This is a genomic window from Cellulosimicrobium sp. SL-1, from assembly GCF_011033075.1.
GTDB lineage: Bacteria > Actinomycetota > Actinomycetes > Actinomycetales > Cellulomonadaceae > Cellulosimicrobium > Cellulosimicrobium funkei.
Genome location: NZ_JAACJC010000003.1, coordinates 246,218 through 259,421 on the forward strand (window position 1 = coordinate 246,218; position 13,204 = coordinate 259,421).

The 13,204-nt window shown below is 76.5% G+C and carries 13 protein-coding genes; 6 read left to right on the top strand and 7 right to left on the bottom strand.

Going from position 1 to position 13,204, the window contains the following annotated elements; genetic code table 11:
* Nucleotides 1–97: 97 nt before the first annotated feature.
* The 3 genes from GWJ10_RS05910 (at nt 98) to GWJ10_RS05920 (ending at nt 2,840) form a co-directional block, all read left to right on the top strand.
* Nucleotides 98–985 carry a glycerophosphodiester phosphodiesterase family protein gene (locus tag GWJ10_RS05910; protein ID WP_163186084.1) on the top strand — a complete coding sequence of 296 codons (888 nt, stop codon included), beginning with the start codon at nt 98–100 and terminating at the stop codon, nt 983–985.
* A gap of 9 nt (nt 986–994) precedes the next feature.
* Nucleotides 995–2,005: a PfkB family carbohydrate kinase gene (locus GWJ10_RS05915; protein ID WP_163186087.1), complete on the top strand. Its 1,011-nt coding sequence runs from the start codon at nt 995–997 to the stop codon at nt 2,003–2,005.
* Nucleotides 2,006–2,066: 61 nt separating this feature from the next.
* Nucleotides 2,067–2,840 (top strand): 5'/3'-nucleotidase SurE, encoded by a 774-nt coding sequence (locus GWJ10_RS05920; protein WP_163186089.1) that lies wholly within the window; start codon nt 2,067–2,069, stop codon nt 2,838–2,840.
* A gap of 54 nt (nt 2,841–2,894) precedes the next feature.
* Here GWJ10_RS05920 and GWJ10_RS05925 read toward each other — a convergent pair whose 3' ends face one another.
* On the bottom strand, nt 2,895–4,496 hold the full coding sequence (locus tag GWJ10_RS05925) for a mechanosensitive ion channel domain-containing protein (RefSeq protein ID WP_163186092.1): 1,602 nt from the start codon (nt 4,494–4,496) through the stop codon (nt 2,895–2,897).
* Nucleotides 4,497–4,525: 29 nt separating this feature from the next.
* Complete coding sequence (locus tag GWJ10_RS05930) at nt 4,526–5,236, bottom strand: antibiotic biosynthesis monooxygenase (RefSeq protein ID WP_163186095.1); 711 nt, start codon at nt 5,234–5,236, stop codon at nt 4,526–4,528.
* Nucleotides 5,237–5,360: 124 nt separating this feature from the next.
* Between GWJ10_RS05930 and GWJ10_RS05935 the strand changes: the two genes are divergently transcribed.
* From GWJ10_RS05935 to GWJ10_RS05945, 3 genes are all read left to right on the top strand, one after another.
* Nucleotides 5,361–5,777, top strand: coding sequence for a hypothetical protein (locus tag GWJ10_RS05935; RefSeq protein ID WP_163186098.1), 417 nt, complete (start codon nt 5,361–5,363; stop codon nt 5,775–5,777).
* A gap of 62 nt (nt 5,778–5,839) precedes the next feature.
* Nucleotides 5,840–7,111, top strand: a complete 1,272-nt coding sequence (locus GWJ10_RS05940; RefSeq protein ID WP_163186100.1) for a threonine/serine exporter family protein — start codon at nt 5,840–5,842, stop codon at nt 7,109–7,111.
* A 347-nt stretch (nt 7,112–7,458) separates the two neighbouring features.
* Nucleotides 7,459–8,916 carry a M15 family metallopeptidase gene (locus tag GWJ10_RS05945; RefSeq protein WP_163186103.1) on the top strand — a complete coding sequence of 486 codons (1,458 nt, stop codon included), beginning with the start codon at nt 7,459–7,461 and terminating at the stop codon, nt 8,914–8,916.
* Between the two features lie 91 nt (nt 8,917–9,007).
* Here GWJ10_RS05945 and GWJ10_RS05950 read toward each other — a convergent pair whose 3' ends face one another.
* From GWJ10_RS05950 to GWJ10_RS05970, 5 genes are read right to left on the bottom strand one after another with little or no spacing between them, the layout of a single operon-like run.
* The gene (locus tag GWJ10_RS05950; RefSeq protein WP_043655443.1) at nt 9,008–9,877 is read right to left on the bottom strand and encodes a prenyltransferase; all 870 of its coding nucleotides are present in this window, start codon (nt 9,875–9,877) and stop codon (nt 9,008–9,010) included.
* Nucleotides 9,874–10,218 carry a lycopene cyclase domain-containing protein gene (locus tag GWJ10_RS05955; protein ID WP_163186106.1) on the bottom strand — a complete coding sequence of 115 codons (345 nt, stop codon included), beginning with the start codon at nt 10,216–10,218 and terminating at the stop codon, nt 9,874–9,876. Before GWJ10_RS05955 ends, GWJ10_RS05950 begins: the two co-directional genes overlap by 4 nt.
* Entirely contained in the window at nt 10,215–10,553 is a 339-nt protein-coding gene (locus tag GWJ10_RS05960; RefSeq protein ID WP_031317163.1) for a lycopene cyclase domain-containing protein, read from the bottom strand. The genes GWJ10_RS05955 and GWJ10_RS05960 overlap by 4 nt, the downstream gene beginning before the upstream one ends.
* Entirely contained in the window at nt 10,550–12,220 is a 1,671-nt protein-coding gene (gene crtI / locus GWJ10_RS05965; protein ID WP_163186109.1) for a phytoene desaturase family protein, read from the bottom strand. Before crtI ends, GWJ10_RS05960 begins: the two co-directional genes overlap by 4 nt.
* The gene (locus GWJ10_RS05970) at nt 12,217–13,131 is read right to left on the bottom strand and encodes a squalene/phytoene synthase family protein (protein WP_163186112.1); all 915 of its coding nucleotides are present in this window, start codon (nt 13,129–13,131) and stop codon (nt 12,217–12,219) included. The genes crtI and GWJ10_RS05970 overlap by 4 nt, the downstream gene beginning before the upstream one ends.
* Nucleotides 13,132–13,204 lie beyond the last annotated feature (73 nt).

Consider the following 13,204-nt stretch of genomic DNA (forward strand, 5'->3'; position numbering starts at 1 on the left):
CGGCGCCGCACGACGACCGGGTGAACGTCGGCGGAAACGTCCGGCGCGCGGCGTCCTGCGCAGGACGGCCGGGCGCGCCGCGCGCGAGACTGGCCCCATGCCGCTCGACCGCACCGCACCCCGGACGCCGGCGGAGCCGCCCGGCGCACCGGGTCGCGCCCGTCTCCTCGAACCGGTCGCCGACCGCGCGGGCCGGCCGCTCGTCGTCGGGCACCGGGGCAACTCGTCCGTCGCGCCGCAGAGCACGCTCGCGGCGTTCGAGGCGGCGTGGCGCGCGGGCGCGGACGCGATCGAGCTCGACGTGCACCTCACGGCCGACCGGCACGTCGTGGTGCTGCACGACGACGTCGTGGACGAGACGACGGACGGCACCGGCCGCGTGGACGGACTGACGCTGGCGCAGGTCCGCGCGCTGGACGCCGGGTCGTCGTTCGCGCGGGCGTTCGCGGGCCAGCGCGTCCCCACGTTCGAGGAGGCGGCGCGGTTCGTCGCGGAGCGGCCCGGGCTGGAGCTGCTCGTCGAGCTCAAGGGCGTGTGGTCGGCGGACGACGCGGCGCTCGTGACGGGGGTCGTGGACGCCGCCGGGATCGGGGACCGGGTGGTCGTCCAGTCGTTCTGGCCGCCCACGGTCGCCGCGCTGCGCGACGCCGCGCCGCACCTCGACCGGGCGCTGCTGCTCGCGCTGCACCCGGACAGCCTGGGCGAGCTGGTCGCGGTGTGCGCGGACCTCGGGGTCGTGGGGTGCCACCCGGAGGTCGCGCTCCTCGCGCACGAGCCGGGCCTCGTGGAGACGCTGCGCGACGCGGGCCTGCGCGTGCACGTGTGGACCGCGGACACGCCGGACGAGTGGGACGACCTCCTGGTCCAGGGCGTCGACGGCATCATGACCGACCGACCCGACCGCCTCGTCGGCTGGCTCGACGCGCGGCTCGGCCCCGCCGCGCACGCCGGCGCCCGAGAGGTGGACCTCGCCGCGTCGCCCTAGCCTCGACGGATGAGCGCGACGACCCCGCCGACGCCCCCGGGCGCGCACCCGCCCGGCACCGCGACGAGCCCTGCCGCGACCGGCGGCGCGCCCCGGTCGCCCGCGGTGTGCGTGCTCGCCCTGACCCCGCTGCTCGCGATCGAGATCGAGCCCGCCGGGCCGACCGAGACGTCGCCCGAGGTGCACGTCCACCCGGGCGGGCAAGGCCTGTGGCTCGCCCGCATGGCCTACTCGCTCGGGGCCCACGTCGTGGTCTGCGGGCCGTTCGGCGGCGAAACGGGCAGCGTCGCGGCGCACCTCGCCCGCACCGAGAACCTCGAGCTGCGCACGGTCGGCACCGGCGGCAACGGGGCGTTCGTCCACGACCGGCGCAGCGGCCAGCGCACCGAGCTCGTGACGATGGACCCCTACCCCCTGAACCGGCACGAGGTCGACGACCTCTACAGCACCGTCCTGGTCAGCGCGCTCGACGCGGCCGTCACGATCCTCACCGGCTCGGAGACGGGCGTCGGGGTCCCGGCGTCGTTCTTCCGGCGCCTCGCTCACGACCTGCACGCCTCGGACAGCCAGGTCGTCGCGGACCTCTCCGCCGACCAGGCGCGGGCCGTCGCCGACGCGCCGGGGGTCGTGCTGAAGATGAGCCACGAGGAGCTCGTCGAGGGCGGCTTCAGCGACGACGAGTCCGAGGAGTCGCTCCTGCGGTCCGCGCGCGCCATGGTCGACGCCGGCCCGCGCGCGCTCGTCGTGTCCCGCGCGCACGACCCCTCGCTGCTCGTCACGCGCGAGCATACGTACCGGGTCACGACGCCCCGCGTCACGACCGTCGACCACCGCGGCGCGGGCGACTCGATGACCGCGGGGATCGCCGTCGGGCTGGGGCGCGGGCTCGGCCTGCCCGACGCCGTCCGGCTCGGCGCCGCGGCCGGGGCGCTCAACGTCACGCGGCGGGGCCTCGGGACGGGCCGCCGCGACCAGATCGAGCGCTTCGCGCGCAGCGTCACGGTCGAGGACGTGACCTGACGTCGCCCCGCGGAGCATGGCCCCGCACCAGAACCCGGACCCGAACCCTCAGGAGGACCGCGTGCGCGCACTCGTGACCAACGACGACGGGATCGACTCCCCCGGCCTGGCGGTGCTCGCCGGGGCGGCGCTCGACGCCGGGTACGAGGTCGTCGTCGCGGCGCCCGCCCGGGAGTCGTCCGGGGCGAGCGCCGCGCTGCTGGGCGCCGAGCGCGACGGCCGGCTCGCCGTCGAGCCGCGCCGCGCGCCCGGCCTGCCCGACGACGTCACCTCCTACGCCGTGCGCGCCGCCCCCGCGCTCATCGCGTTCGTCGCCGCGTACGGCGGGTTCGGCCCACAGCCCGACCTCGTGCTCTCGGGTGCCAACAAGGGCGCGAACACGGGCAACGCGATCCTGCACTCGGGCACCGTCGGCGCGGCGCTGTCCGCGATGACGCACGGCATCCGGTCGCTCGCCGTCTCGGTCGACGCCGCCGAGCCGCGGCACTGGGACACCGCGCGGCTCGTCACCGACCACGTGCTCGCCTGGATGGACAGGAGCGCCGCCGACGTCCCGCTCGACCGGCGCACGCTCAACGTCAACGTGCCCGACGTCGCCCCCGACCGCCTGCGCGGGCTGCGGCAGGCGCCCCTCGCGTCGTTCGGCCTCGTCCAGGCGAACATCCACGAGGACGGCGACCGGCACCTCGTGCTCCAGTACTCGGGCACCGAGCGGCACTCCGAGCCCGACTCCGACACCGGCCTGCTCACGCGCGGCTGGGCCACCGCGACGCTCCTCGTCGCCCCCTACGCGGACGCGAGCGTCGACATCCCCACCCTCCCGCCCCTGGCCTGACGACCCTCGCCGTCCAGCACGGGATCCGCGACCGCGTCGCGGCCGATCCGGTCGTCAACCACGTGCTCGACCGTCGCCGGTGTCGTGGTCGGGGGTCTCGTCCGGCACCGTCTCGTGCTCGGCGGTGCGCTCGCGCTCCTCGATGACGTCCTGGCCGGGCCCGGCGAACGCCCGCGAGCGCTCCTCGCCCTCGGGCGTCCCGCTGAAGAAGGCGGACTCCGCGGCCTCGGGCAGGTCGTCGTCGTGCCCGACGGCGGGCAGCGGCCGGGTGCTGCCCGGCGCCTCGGCGTCGACGCCCCCGTCCGCCGCGGACGGCCTGGTGCGGCCGGGACGACCTGCGCCGTCGTCCGGGCCCGGCACGACCCCGACGAGCCGCGTCGGGTCCTCGCTCGGCGCGGCGCCCGCGCCGCGGCCCGCGCGCCGGATCGTGCCGAGGACGACGGGCGCGTCGGCACGGCGCGCACCGCGCTCCGCGGGGAGCCGGGGCGGCCGCGCCGGGGCGACGGGACCGCCGTCGTCCGTGGCGTCGCGGCCGGGGCCACCGGACGCGTCGGACCCGTCCGGCGCGCCGAGCCCGTCGCGCTCGTCCGGCCCGTCGAGGTCCAGCGCGTCCACCGCGCGCTCGAGCCGCGTGCGCGGCAGGCCCTGGGGCGCGGCGCGCTGCAACCAGTCGACGAGTCCCTCGCGCACGAAGCACCGCAGGTCGAACAGCGTCGGGGCGTCGTGCGCGCTGACGAGCGCGCGCACGCGCACGAGGCCCCCGACGGCGTCGGTCACCTGGAGGATGCCGACGCGCTCGTCCCACAGGTCCGTGAGCCCCAGCAGCCGCCGCAGCTCGGCCCGCATCGGGCCGACCGGCACCTCGAAGTCGAGGTCGAGCTCGACCGTGCCCAGCAGATCGGCCGCGCGCCGGGTCCAGTTCTGGAACGGCGTCGTCGTGAAGTAGGTCGACGGCATGATGAGCCGACGGTCGTCCCACAGGTGCACGACGACGTACGTCATCGTGATCTCCTCGATGCGCCCCCACTCGCCCTCGAGCACCACGACGTCGTCGACGCGAATCGCGTCGGTGAACGCGATCTGCATGCCCGCGAAGACGTTGGCGAGCGACGTCTGCGCCGCGAGCCCCGCGACGATCGAGATGAGCCCGGCCGACGCGAGGAGGCTCGCCCCCGCCGCGCGCGCTGCGGGGAACGTCAGCAGGATGCCCGCGACCGCGCACACGACGATCACCGCGACGGTGAGCCGCCGCAGCACCGTGATCTGCGTCCGGACGCGGCGCGCGTGCCGGTTGTCCGCGGTGTCCATGCGGTAGCGCTGGAGCGCGGAGTCCTCGAGCACGAACGCGATCGCGCCCACCCACCACGCCCCGACCACGATGAGCGCGATGAGCAGCAGGTGCTCGACGGCGGGCCGCCACAGGGTCCCGGCGTCGGTGGTGACGCGCACGGCGATCCAGACGGCGACGACGGTGAGGACCGCGCGGTCCGGCCGCCGGAGCCGTCGCGACAGGTCCCGGGCCAGCTCGCTGCGCCGCCCGGCCCGCCGCACGACGGCGGAGATCACCGTCCCCAGCACGAACGCCAGGACCACGCCCGCCGCGACCGCACCGAGGGTGAGCAGGACGTCGGTCGTGTTCTCGAGCTCGGTGTCCATCCCCCCAGGCTAGGCAGGGTGCGAGACCGTCACCTCCGGGCCGCGCGTCGGACGCGGGGCGCCCGGGACCGCGGAGGGCGGGCCAGCCACGGCGCGAGCACCTGCGTCACGCGCGGCAGCACGAGGTAGGTCATGACGGGCGTGAGGACGAGCGTCGTGGCGAGCACGCGCGGGACGACCGGCACCTCGTCCCACGCCGGGACCAGGCTCCCGACGAGCACGGTGAACGCGAGGTTCACCGGGAAGAACCCGAGCCAGATGCTCACGGACTGCTTCCAGCGGGGCGGCGCCGCGACGACCGACGCGCTCGACGGCGCGGGAGACGTCGGGGTGTCGAACCAGCCCTCGATGCCCGTGCGGCGCTCGACCCGCGTCTCCTCGACGAGGTCCCGCCCCCGCGCGAGCCAGCCCACCCGGTCGGGCGAGGTCTCCCACGCGTCGAGCGTCGCGGCGTCCGCGAACCGGTAGAGCATGTGCCAGTCGTGCGACCCGGCCGACGCGCGCACCCAGCCGGAGCCGAGGAAGCCCGGGTAGCGGTTGGCGAGGTTGACCCCGTCCTGCACCCAGCGCGTGACGGCGGGGACGTTCTCGGGCCGGACGCGGCGCTCGATCGCGACGGTCACGGGACCGGCGCCGGCGAGGGCCGGGCCGGAGCGGGGTCGGGCGGGCGGGTTCGGGGGCACGGCGCGGGCGGGGTCGCCGCCGGTCCGCCGCGCGTCCCCGGGGACGTCGTGGGTCATGGGACGAGTGAACGCGGCGGGTGTTTCCGGGTCGTGAACGCGCGCAGGCGCGGGACGGATCGTCCCGCGGGTCGGGACGCGGGCCGACGCGCGCGGCGGCCGGGCCGGGCCTACCGTGGCAGGCATGATCTCGTGGGAGCTCGCGCTCGCCCTGCGCGACGCGGGCGTGCGGTGGTCCCCCGCCTCGGGCGACCGCTTCCGCCTCCTCACCACCGGCGCCGACGGCGACGTCTTCACCGTGAGCGACATGACCATCGAGCCGCACGAGTTCGACACCGGCGTCGTGCTCGGCTTCAACGGCACGACGGAGTGGGCGCTCGACTCCGTCGCGCTCGAGGACGCGCTGTGGCACCCGCTGGAGGGCCAGCTCCGCGAGCTGCTCGGCGGCACGTTCCGCGCGCTCGGACGGACCGCCGACGGGTACGTCGTGCGCACCGAGGTCCTCGGCGAGGCGGCCGAGCACCGCGCCGCCGACGCGGCCGACGCCTACGCGGACGCCCTGCTCGCGCTCGTCGCCGTGAGCACGGAGGGCCCGCCCTGACCCGCCGCCGGCACGCGACCTGGCTCGACGACGTCCGGCGTGCCCCGGGCGTCGTGCGCCGGGTGCTGCGCGCGCTGGGCGACGAACCGCCGCTCGCTGCCGAGCCCGAGCCGCCCGAGGTCTCGCCCGACCTCGTGCCCCTCCTGCGCGAGCTCGGGACGGCGCTCCTCGACTCCGGCCGCTCGGTCACCGACGTCGAGGACGACCTCGAGGCGGTCGCCCGGCGGTCGGGCGCCTCGACCGTCGGCACCCTCGTCCTGCCGACGGGCGTCTTCGTCCGGGTGAGCACCGAGAGCGGCGCGGTCGCGGACTTCTCGGCCGCGGAGGCGAGCGGTCTCAACCTCGACCAGATCGGGGCGCTCATGACGCTCGTGCGCCGCCTGCGCACGTCGGACGTCCCGCTCGCCGACGCGCGGGCCCAGCTGCGCGCGATCGTCGCCCGCCCGCCCCGGTTCGGGCCCGTGCTCACCGTCGTCGGGCACGGGCTGCTCACCGTCGGGTTCGGCCTCGTGCTCAACCCGACGGGCCCGCTCCTGCCCGTCTACCTCGCGCTCGGGCTGCTCGTCGGGGCGCTGCGCTGGCTCGGCACGCGCTGGCCGACGCTCGCGACCGCCCTGCCCGTCGTCGCGGCGTTCGTCGTCACGCTCCTCGCCGTGGACGTGGTGCACCCGTGGCTGGGCGACGACCCGCTGAGCGTTCTCGTGCCCCCGCTCGTGTCGTTCCTGCCCGGGTCGGTGCTCACCGTCGCGGCGATCGAGCTGACGAGCAACCAGATCGTCGCGGGGGCGAGCCGGCTCGTCTACGGGGTCGCGCAGCTCCTGCTCCTCGTGTTCGGCGTCGTCGCCGGCGCCGCCGTCGGGGGCCCGCTCGTCGCGGCACCGCAGGGCGACCACCTCGGGTGGTGGGCGCCGTGGGTCGGGATCCTCGCCGTCGGGCTGGGGCAGATGCTCTTCGCGTCGTCCCCGCGCGGGTCGCTCCCCTGGGTCCTGCTCGTGCTGCTGGTCGCCTACGCGGCCCAGCTCCTGGGGTCGCTCGCCGCGGCGCCCCTCGCCGGGTTCTTCGGGGCGCTCGTCATCGCCCCGCTCGCCGCGCTCGTCGAGCGCTCGCGGCACGGGCCGCCGGCGGCCGTCACGACGCTGCCCGCGTTCTGGCTCCTCGTGCCCGGTGCCCTGAGCCTCCTGGGTCTCTCCGACCTCGTGAACGGGGGCCCGGAGGCGGCGCAGGAGATCGCGAACGCGGTCGTCGCCGTGTTCGGGATCGCGCTCGGGACGCTCGTCGGCTCGGCGGTCACGCGCGACGCAGGACGCGTGACACGTACCCTCTTCACGTCCTGAGCACACGGTCCCCACGTCATTCCCGGGGCTTCCCCTCGTGAGCCCACCCCTCTGGACGTCCGTCTAGTTGAAGATGGAACAGCCGACAGGCCTCCGCGGTCCACCCCGAGACCGTGCCTGTCGGCGTCGTGGTGAGAGGGCGCGCTCGCGTCCCGCCCGACCGCACGCCGTCGTGGTCACCCCGCGCTCCCCTGCGCAGGTGCCCAGGGACCGGAGCGCGCCGCGCTCGATGCCCGCGACCACGACCCGATGATCGGATCGTCCGCTTGACCACTGCACAGCACCTCACGTCCACCCCGACCGGCACCACCGGCGCGTACCCCGCCGTCCGCGGCGAGGCGCGCTAGATGGGCCGCCACACCGCGCGCCGGGCCTCGTTCCCCGCCGCACTCGTCTCCGCTGCCCGCCGTGGCACGCACGGGACCGGTTCTGCCGCGCCCCGGCGCCGCCGCACGCTCGGGACCGGCGCCGCCGTCGCGGCCGTCGCGCTCACCGCGAGCACCGCCGCGGCGGCCTTCGCCAACGGCGCGGTGCCGTCCGCGGCGACCGACGCGACCGAGGCGGCGCCCGCCGGCGCGCCGACCCCCGGCACCGCGGTCGCCCCCGTGTCCCTCGGGACGTCCGCCGCCCCGGCGACGGCCGACCCGGCGACCGTCGACGCCGCGGGCGACGTGCTCGTCCGGGCCCAGTTCCTCACCGGGGAGGGCGCCGCGGCGCTCACGCCCGAGCAGGTCGCCCAGATCGAGGACGCGCGCACGCGGCTCAGCGAGGCCGTGTCCGAGGCGTCCCCGTCCGAGGATGCCACCACGCTCCTCGGCTCCCCCGCGGGGTCCGGGCTCGCGAGCCCGGACGACGGCGCCACGGCGACCGCCGAGGCCACCGAGGAGCCCGCGACCGACGACACGCTCACCGCCGCCGAGACGCTCGGCGCGAGCGTGCCCGCGCTCGACGGCCGCGCCGACGACCGTGCGAGCCGGTCCTCGGCCCGCACGCCGCTCGACGAGCTCGAGGCCGCGGTCCCGACGCTCGGCACCGCGACGCCGGGCCTGGCCACGGCGCCCGACGACGCCACGCCCGGGACGGACGCCGCCGCGCCGTCGGCCGGCGCCGACGCGGCGACCGAGTCGCCCGAGGAGGACGCGGCGGCCGCGGACACCGCGACCGACGCGCCCGACCTCACCACCGGTACGGCGGACGCGACCGCCGGTGCCCCGGCCGCAGACGCCGAGGCACCCGCGGACCCGGCGGCTCCCGCCGGCACGGAGGAGATCGCCGCGCTGACGGCGGAGCTCACGACCCTGCTCGACGCCGCCGGCTCGGGCGTGACCGTCCAGGTCGTGCCCGGACCGCCGTCGGCCGAGGAGGTCGCCGCCCAGCTCGACCAGTGGGCCGCGTCCACCGCGGGCTACGGCAACGGGCAGATCCCCGCGAGCGCGCTGTGCGAGCTGTCGTTCGCGCCCGGCGAGCAGCTCCGCTGCGACGCCGCCCACCAGATCGAGGCCCTCAACGAGAAGTACCGCGAGGCGTTCGGCGCGAACCTGTCCGTCACGGACTCGTACCGCTCGTACGCGTCCCAGGTCGCCGTGAAGGCGTCCCGCGGCTACTTCGCGGCGCCGCCCGGCATGTCGAACCACGGCTGGGCGCTCGCGCTCGACCTCGGCGGCGGCATCCAGAGCTACGGCACCGCGCAGTACGAGTGGATGCGCGCCAACGCGCCGGCCTACGGGTGGGAGAACCCCGAGTGGGCCCGCGCTGGCGGCTCGAAGAACGAGCCCTGGCACTGGGAGTACGGCGACATCTCCTGACGAGCCGCTCCCCCACGACGACGGCCCCGGCACCGCGACGACCTCGCGGGACCGGGGCCGTCGTCGTCCGTGCCCGGCGACGCGGGGCGCGTCAGGTGAGGGCGTCCGCGAGGAGCAGCATCGTCACGAGGAACCCGGTGACGAGGTTGAGCCACAGGAACGCCCGCCACCCGGCGTTGGCGCGCTCGCAGTCGTCGTCGCGCACGTCGCGGAACCGCAGCACGTTGACGGCGTACGGCAGCGGGAGCAGAGCGGCGAGGACGCCGGGCCACGGGAGCACCGCGAGCACGACGGCCGCCCCGACGTACGCCGCCGCCGCGGCGAGCACGGTCGCGTGCGCGCCGATCGCCGTCGCGACGGAGGCGATGCCGCCCTCGCGGTCCGCGCGCACGTCCTGCACCGCGCCGAACGCGTGCGACGCCATGCCCCAGAGCACGAAGCCGACGAGCACGGGCCAGACGGCGCGCGCGGAGAGGTCCGCGTCGACGAGCACGAGCGCGTACAGCAGCGGCCCGGCGAAGTGCATCGCCGAGGTGAACGAGTCGAGGAACGGGCGCTCCTTGAACCGCAGCCGGGGCGCCGAGTAGGCGACGACGCCGAACACCACGAGCGCGAGGACCGCGCCCGCGAGCGGGTCGCCGAGGAGCAGGAGCGCGACGAGGAACGGCACGTTGGTCGCGACGCACGCGCGCAGGATGCGCCGGTGCGTGACGCGCGCGGTCGCCGGGTCCGCCAGCGCGCCCTCGATGCCGCCCTTGCGCGGGTTCCGCAGGTCGCTCGCGTAGTCGAAGACGTCGTTCACGCCGTACATGAGCAGGTTGTACGGCACGAGGAAGTACAGCGTCCCGACGACGAGCGCGAGGTCGACGCGCCCGCCGGTCGCCACGAGGTACCCCGCGGCGAAGGGGTACGCGGTGTTGATCCAGGAGAAGGGCCGCGACGCGGCGAGGACGTCCTTCACCGGTCGTCCTCCGTGGCACGCCCGCGCCCGGACCCGCGGCCGGCGGTGCGGTCGCGACCGCGGGCGCCGAGCACCGTCCACAGCACCGGCATCCCGAGCGCGGCGGCGAGCGCGTACGCGAAGTCCTCGAGCGGCGCCCCCCACAGGTAGACGCCGAGGATCTTGTCCGGGTGGTAGACGTACAGGTCGGCCGCGATCATCAGCGTGTCGAACACGAGGGTGAGCACGCACATCGCGACGGCCGTCCACACGAGCGGCCCGGGTCGCAGCCGGCGCAGCACGCGCCACGACACCGCGACGAGCACCGCGAGGACGATGACGTTGAGCACGATGTTCGTCACGCGTCGTCCTCCCCGGCGCGGCGGGCCGCGAGCACGCGCTCGGCGCCCCGCCAGACGAGCAGCGCGTTGTAGCACAGGAGCGTCAGGAACACCGCCTCCTCGACGGGGAGGTCGGGCGCGAGCAGCAGCCCGGTCATCCACGGGCTCTCCCCGCGCGCGAAGATCCCGAGCGCGAGGCCCGCGACGTCCCAGGCGAGGAACCCGACGACGCCGAGACCGACCGTGAGCGCGGCGCGCCGGGGGTCGGACCAGAACGCGAGCCGGAACCGGCGGTCGAGCACGGCGAGGCCGCCGAGCGAGACCGCGAGCGCACCGAGGTAGGCGAGGCCCGTCACCGGCGGACCGCCACCGGCCGGTCCGCCGGCCGGAGCCGTTCGGGCCGGCGGCTCGCGGCGAGGAAGCCCTCGCGCAGCGGCTCGGGCAGCGGGCGCGCGGACGTCTCGCCGAGCAGCCGCTTGGCGACGAGCTCGGCGCTGATCAGGCACATCGGCAGTCCCACGCCCGGGATCGTGCCACCTCCGGCGTGGTAGAGCCCGTCGACACGGCGGGACGCGTTCCCCGGGCGCCACAGCGCGGACTGCCGCAGGGTGTGCTCCATGCCGAGCGCGCCGCCGCGCCACGCCGAGAGCTCGGTCGCGAAGTGCGCCGGCCCGAGCACGCGTCGCGTGACGACGCGCCCCGGGAGATCCTCGACCCCCGCCCAGCGCCCCACCTGGGCGAGGTAGCGGTCGGCCAGCCCTTCGAGCGTGCGCTGCGACGGCTCGTCGCCGCCGAGCGTCGGGTCGGCGGGGAACGGCACGAGGAGGAACAGGTTCTCGTGGCCGGGCGGCGCCGCGGGGGCGGCCGACGTCGGCCCGTCCGTCGCGCTCGTGCGCGACACGTAGAGCGAGGCGGGCTCCGGCACGCGCAGGCCGCGAGGGTCGCTGCGACGGTCCGGGCCCAGCACCGCGTCGAAGTTGGCGGGCCAGTCCTTCGTGAAGAACAGCGAGTGGTGCGCGAGCTCGGGCAGCTCGCCGCGGACGCCCGCGAGGACGAGCAGCGCGGAGATGCCGGGGCCCTTGTCCTCCCACGCCGCGGCGGGGAGGTCGGCCCAGCGCGGCTCGAGGAGCGCCGTCTCCGTGTGGTGCCGGTCGGCGGCCGAGACGACGACGTCCGCCTCGACGAGCTCGCCCGACGCGAGGCGCACGCCGGCGACCCGCCCGCGGCGACCGGCGCCGGGCACGACCTCGATCCCGGCGACGTCCGCGCCGGTGCGCACCTCCGCGCCCGCGGCGCGCGCGAGCCGCTCGACGGCCTCGATGAGCGTGTACATGCCCCCGCGGGGGTACTGGACGCCGTCGACGAGGTCGAGGTGGCTCATGAGCGAGTAGAGCGCGGGCGCGCGGTAGGGCGACGACCCGAGGAACACGGCGTGGTACCCGAGGAGCTGCTGGAGCCGAGGGTCCTCCACGGCGCGCGCGGCGCGGTCGGCGAGCGACTCGCGCAGGAGACCGGCCAGGCGCGGCAGCCGACGCAGCACCGCGGGCGAGAGCGCCCGGTCGGGGCGCTCGAACGTCGTGTAGAGGAAGTGGTCGAGCGCCAGCCCGTACGCCTCGCTCGCGTCCTCGGCGTACGCGGCGATCCGGCCCCCGGCTCCCGGCTCGATCGCGTCGAGCCGCGACCGGTTGACCCCGGCGTTGCCGGACAGCTCGAACGTCGACGCCGCGCCGTCCGCGCCCGGCTCGAAGAACACCCGGTACGCCGGGTCGAGCGGGACGAGGTCGAGGTGGTCCTCGACGCGCGCGCCGAGCAGCCCGAAGAAGTGCTCGAACACCTCGGGCATGAAGTACCAGGACGGGCCGGTGTCGAAGCGGAAGCCGTCCACCTCGAGCGTGCCCGCGCGACCGCCCACCTCGTCGTGCCGCTCGAGCAGGGTGACGCGGGCGCCGCCGCGCGCGAGCAGGGCGGCGGTGGCGAGCCCGGCGATCCCCCCTCCGACGACGACGACGCGCGGAGCCCTCACGCGAGCACCTTCCGCGAGCGCGGGGACCGGGCGGACGCCACCTGGCCGAGGAGCTGGCCGCCGGCGGCGCGCGCCGCGAGCGCGACCTTCATCGTGTCCGGGATGCGCACGCGCGCACGCAGGATGTCCTCCGGCGGCGTCGCGGCGAGCCGCGCCAGGAGCCGCTCGTAGACGGCGACGGTCGCGGCCACGGCGATGCGCGGGCGCACCGGGAGCCCGGGGAGCGCGGCGCGGGCGGCGGCGAGGTCGCCCTCGACCTCGCGGCAGAACGCCTCGACGTCCCGGCGGCGCAGTCGGCCGGGGACGACGCCGGGCAGGTAGGCGCGCCCGAGCTCGTCGTGGTCGGTGCGCAGGTCGCGCAGGAAGTTGATCTTCTGGAACGCCGCGCCGAGCGCGCGGGCGCCCCGGACCAGCACCGGGTCCGGGACGTGCAGCGGCTCTCCGGGGCGACGCCGCGCGTTGAGGAACACCGCGAGGCACATGAGGCCGACGACCTCGGCCGAGCCGTACACGTACCGCTCGTAGCTCTCGCGGTCGTGCACGCGGACCGTGAGGTCGGTGCGCATCGAGGCGAAGAACGGGTCGACCTCGTCGTGCCCGAACCCGCAGCGGCGCGCGGCGCGGGCGAACGAGTGGACGACGAGGTTCGTCGACCAGCCGCGGTCGAGCGCCCGCGCGGTCTCCGCCTCCAGCTCGTCGAGGAGGTCTGCTGCGCCGTCGCCGCGGCGCGTGTCCACGACCTCGTCGGCGATCCGCACGAGCCCGTACACCGCGTCGATCCCGTCGCGGGTCGGGGCGTCGAGCAGGCGCGCGCCCAGCCCGAACGAGGTCGAGTACGCCGCCAGCACGACCCGGCTCGTGCGTGCGGCGGTCAGGTCGTACAGCCGTGCCGGGTCGCTCTCGTCACCCACGTCGTCGTCCCGTCTTCCGTCGCCGGGGAACCTCCCCGGTCAATCCTCAGCATGCTGAGGGATGTAGGGTCGC

What these genes read in the sequence shown, in the direction of transcription:
- GWJ10_RS05925 (WP_163186092.1), bottom strand. Translation starts at nt 4,496, where the DNA reads ATGGACACCGAGCTCGAGAACACGACCGACGTCCTGCTCACCCTCGGT.
- GWJ10_RS05945 (WP_163186103.1), top strand. Translation starts at nt 7,459, where the DNA reads ATGGGCCGCCACACCGCGCGCCGGGCCTCGTTCCCCGCCGCACTCGTC.
- GWJ10_RS05915 (WP_163186087.1), top strand. Translation starts at nt 995, where the DNA reads ATGAGCGCGACGACCCCGCCGACGCCCCCGGGCGCGCACCCGCCCGGC.
- GWJ10_RS05935 (WP_163186098.1), top strand. Translation starts at nt 5,361, where the DNA reads ATGATCTCGTGGGAGCTCGCGCTCGCCCTGCGCGACGCGGGCGTGCGG.
- GWJ10_RS05910 (WP_163186084.1), top strand. Translation starts at nt 98, where the DNA reads ATGCCGCTCGACCGCACCGCACCCCGGACGCCGGCGGAGCCGCCCGGC.
- GWJ10_RS05930 (WP_163186095.1), bottom strand. Translation starts at nt 5,236, where the DNA reads ATGACCCACGACGTCCCCGGGGACGCGCGGCGGACCGGCGGCGACCCC.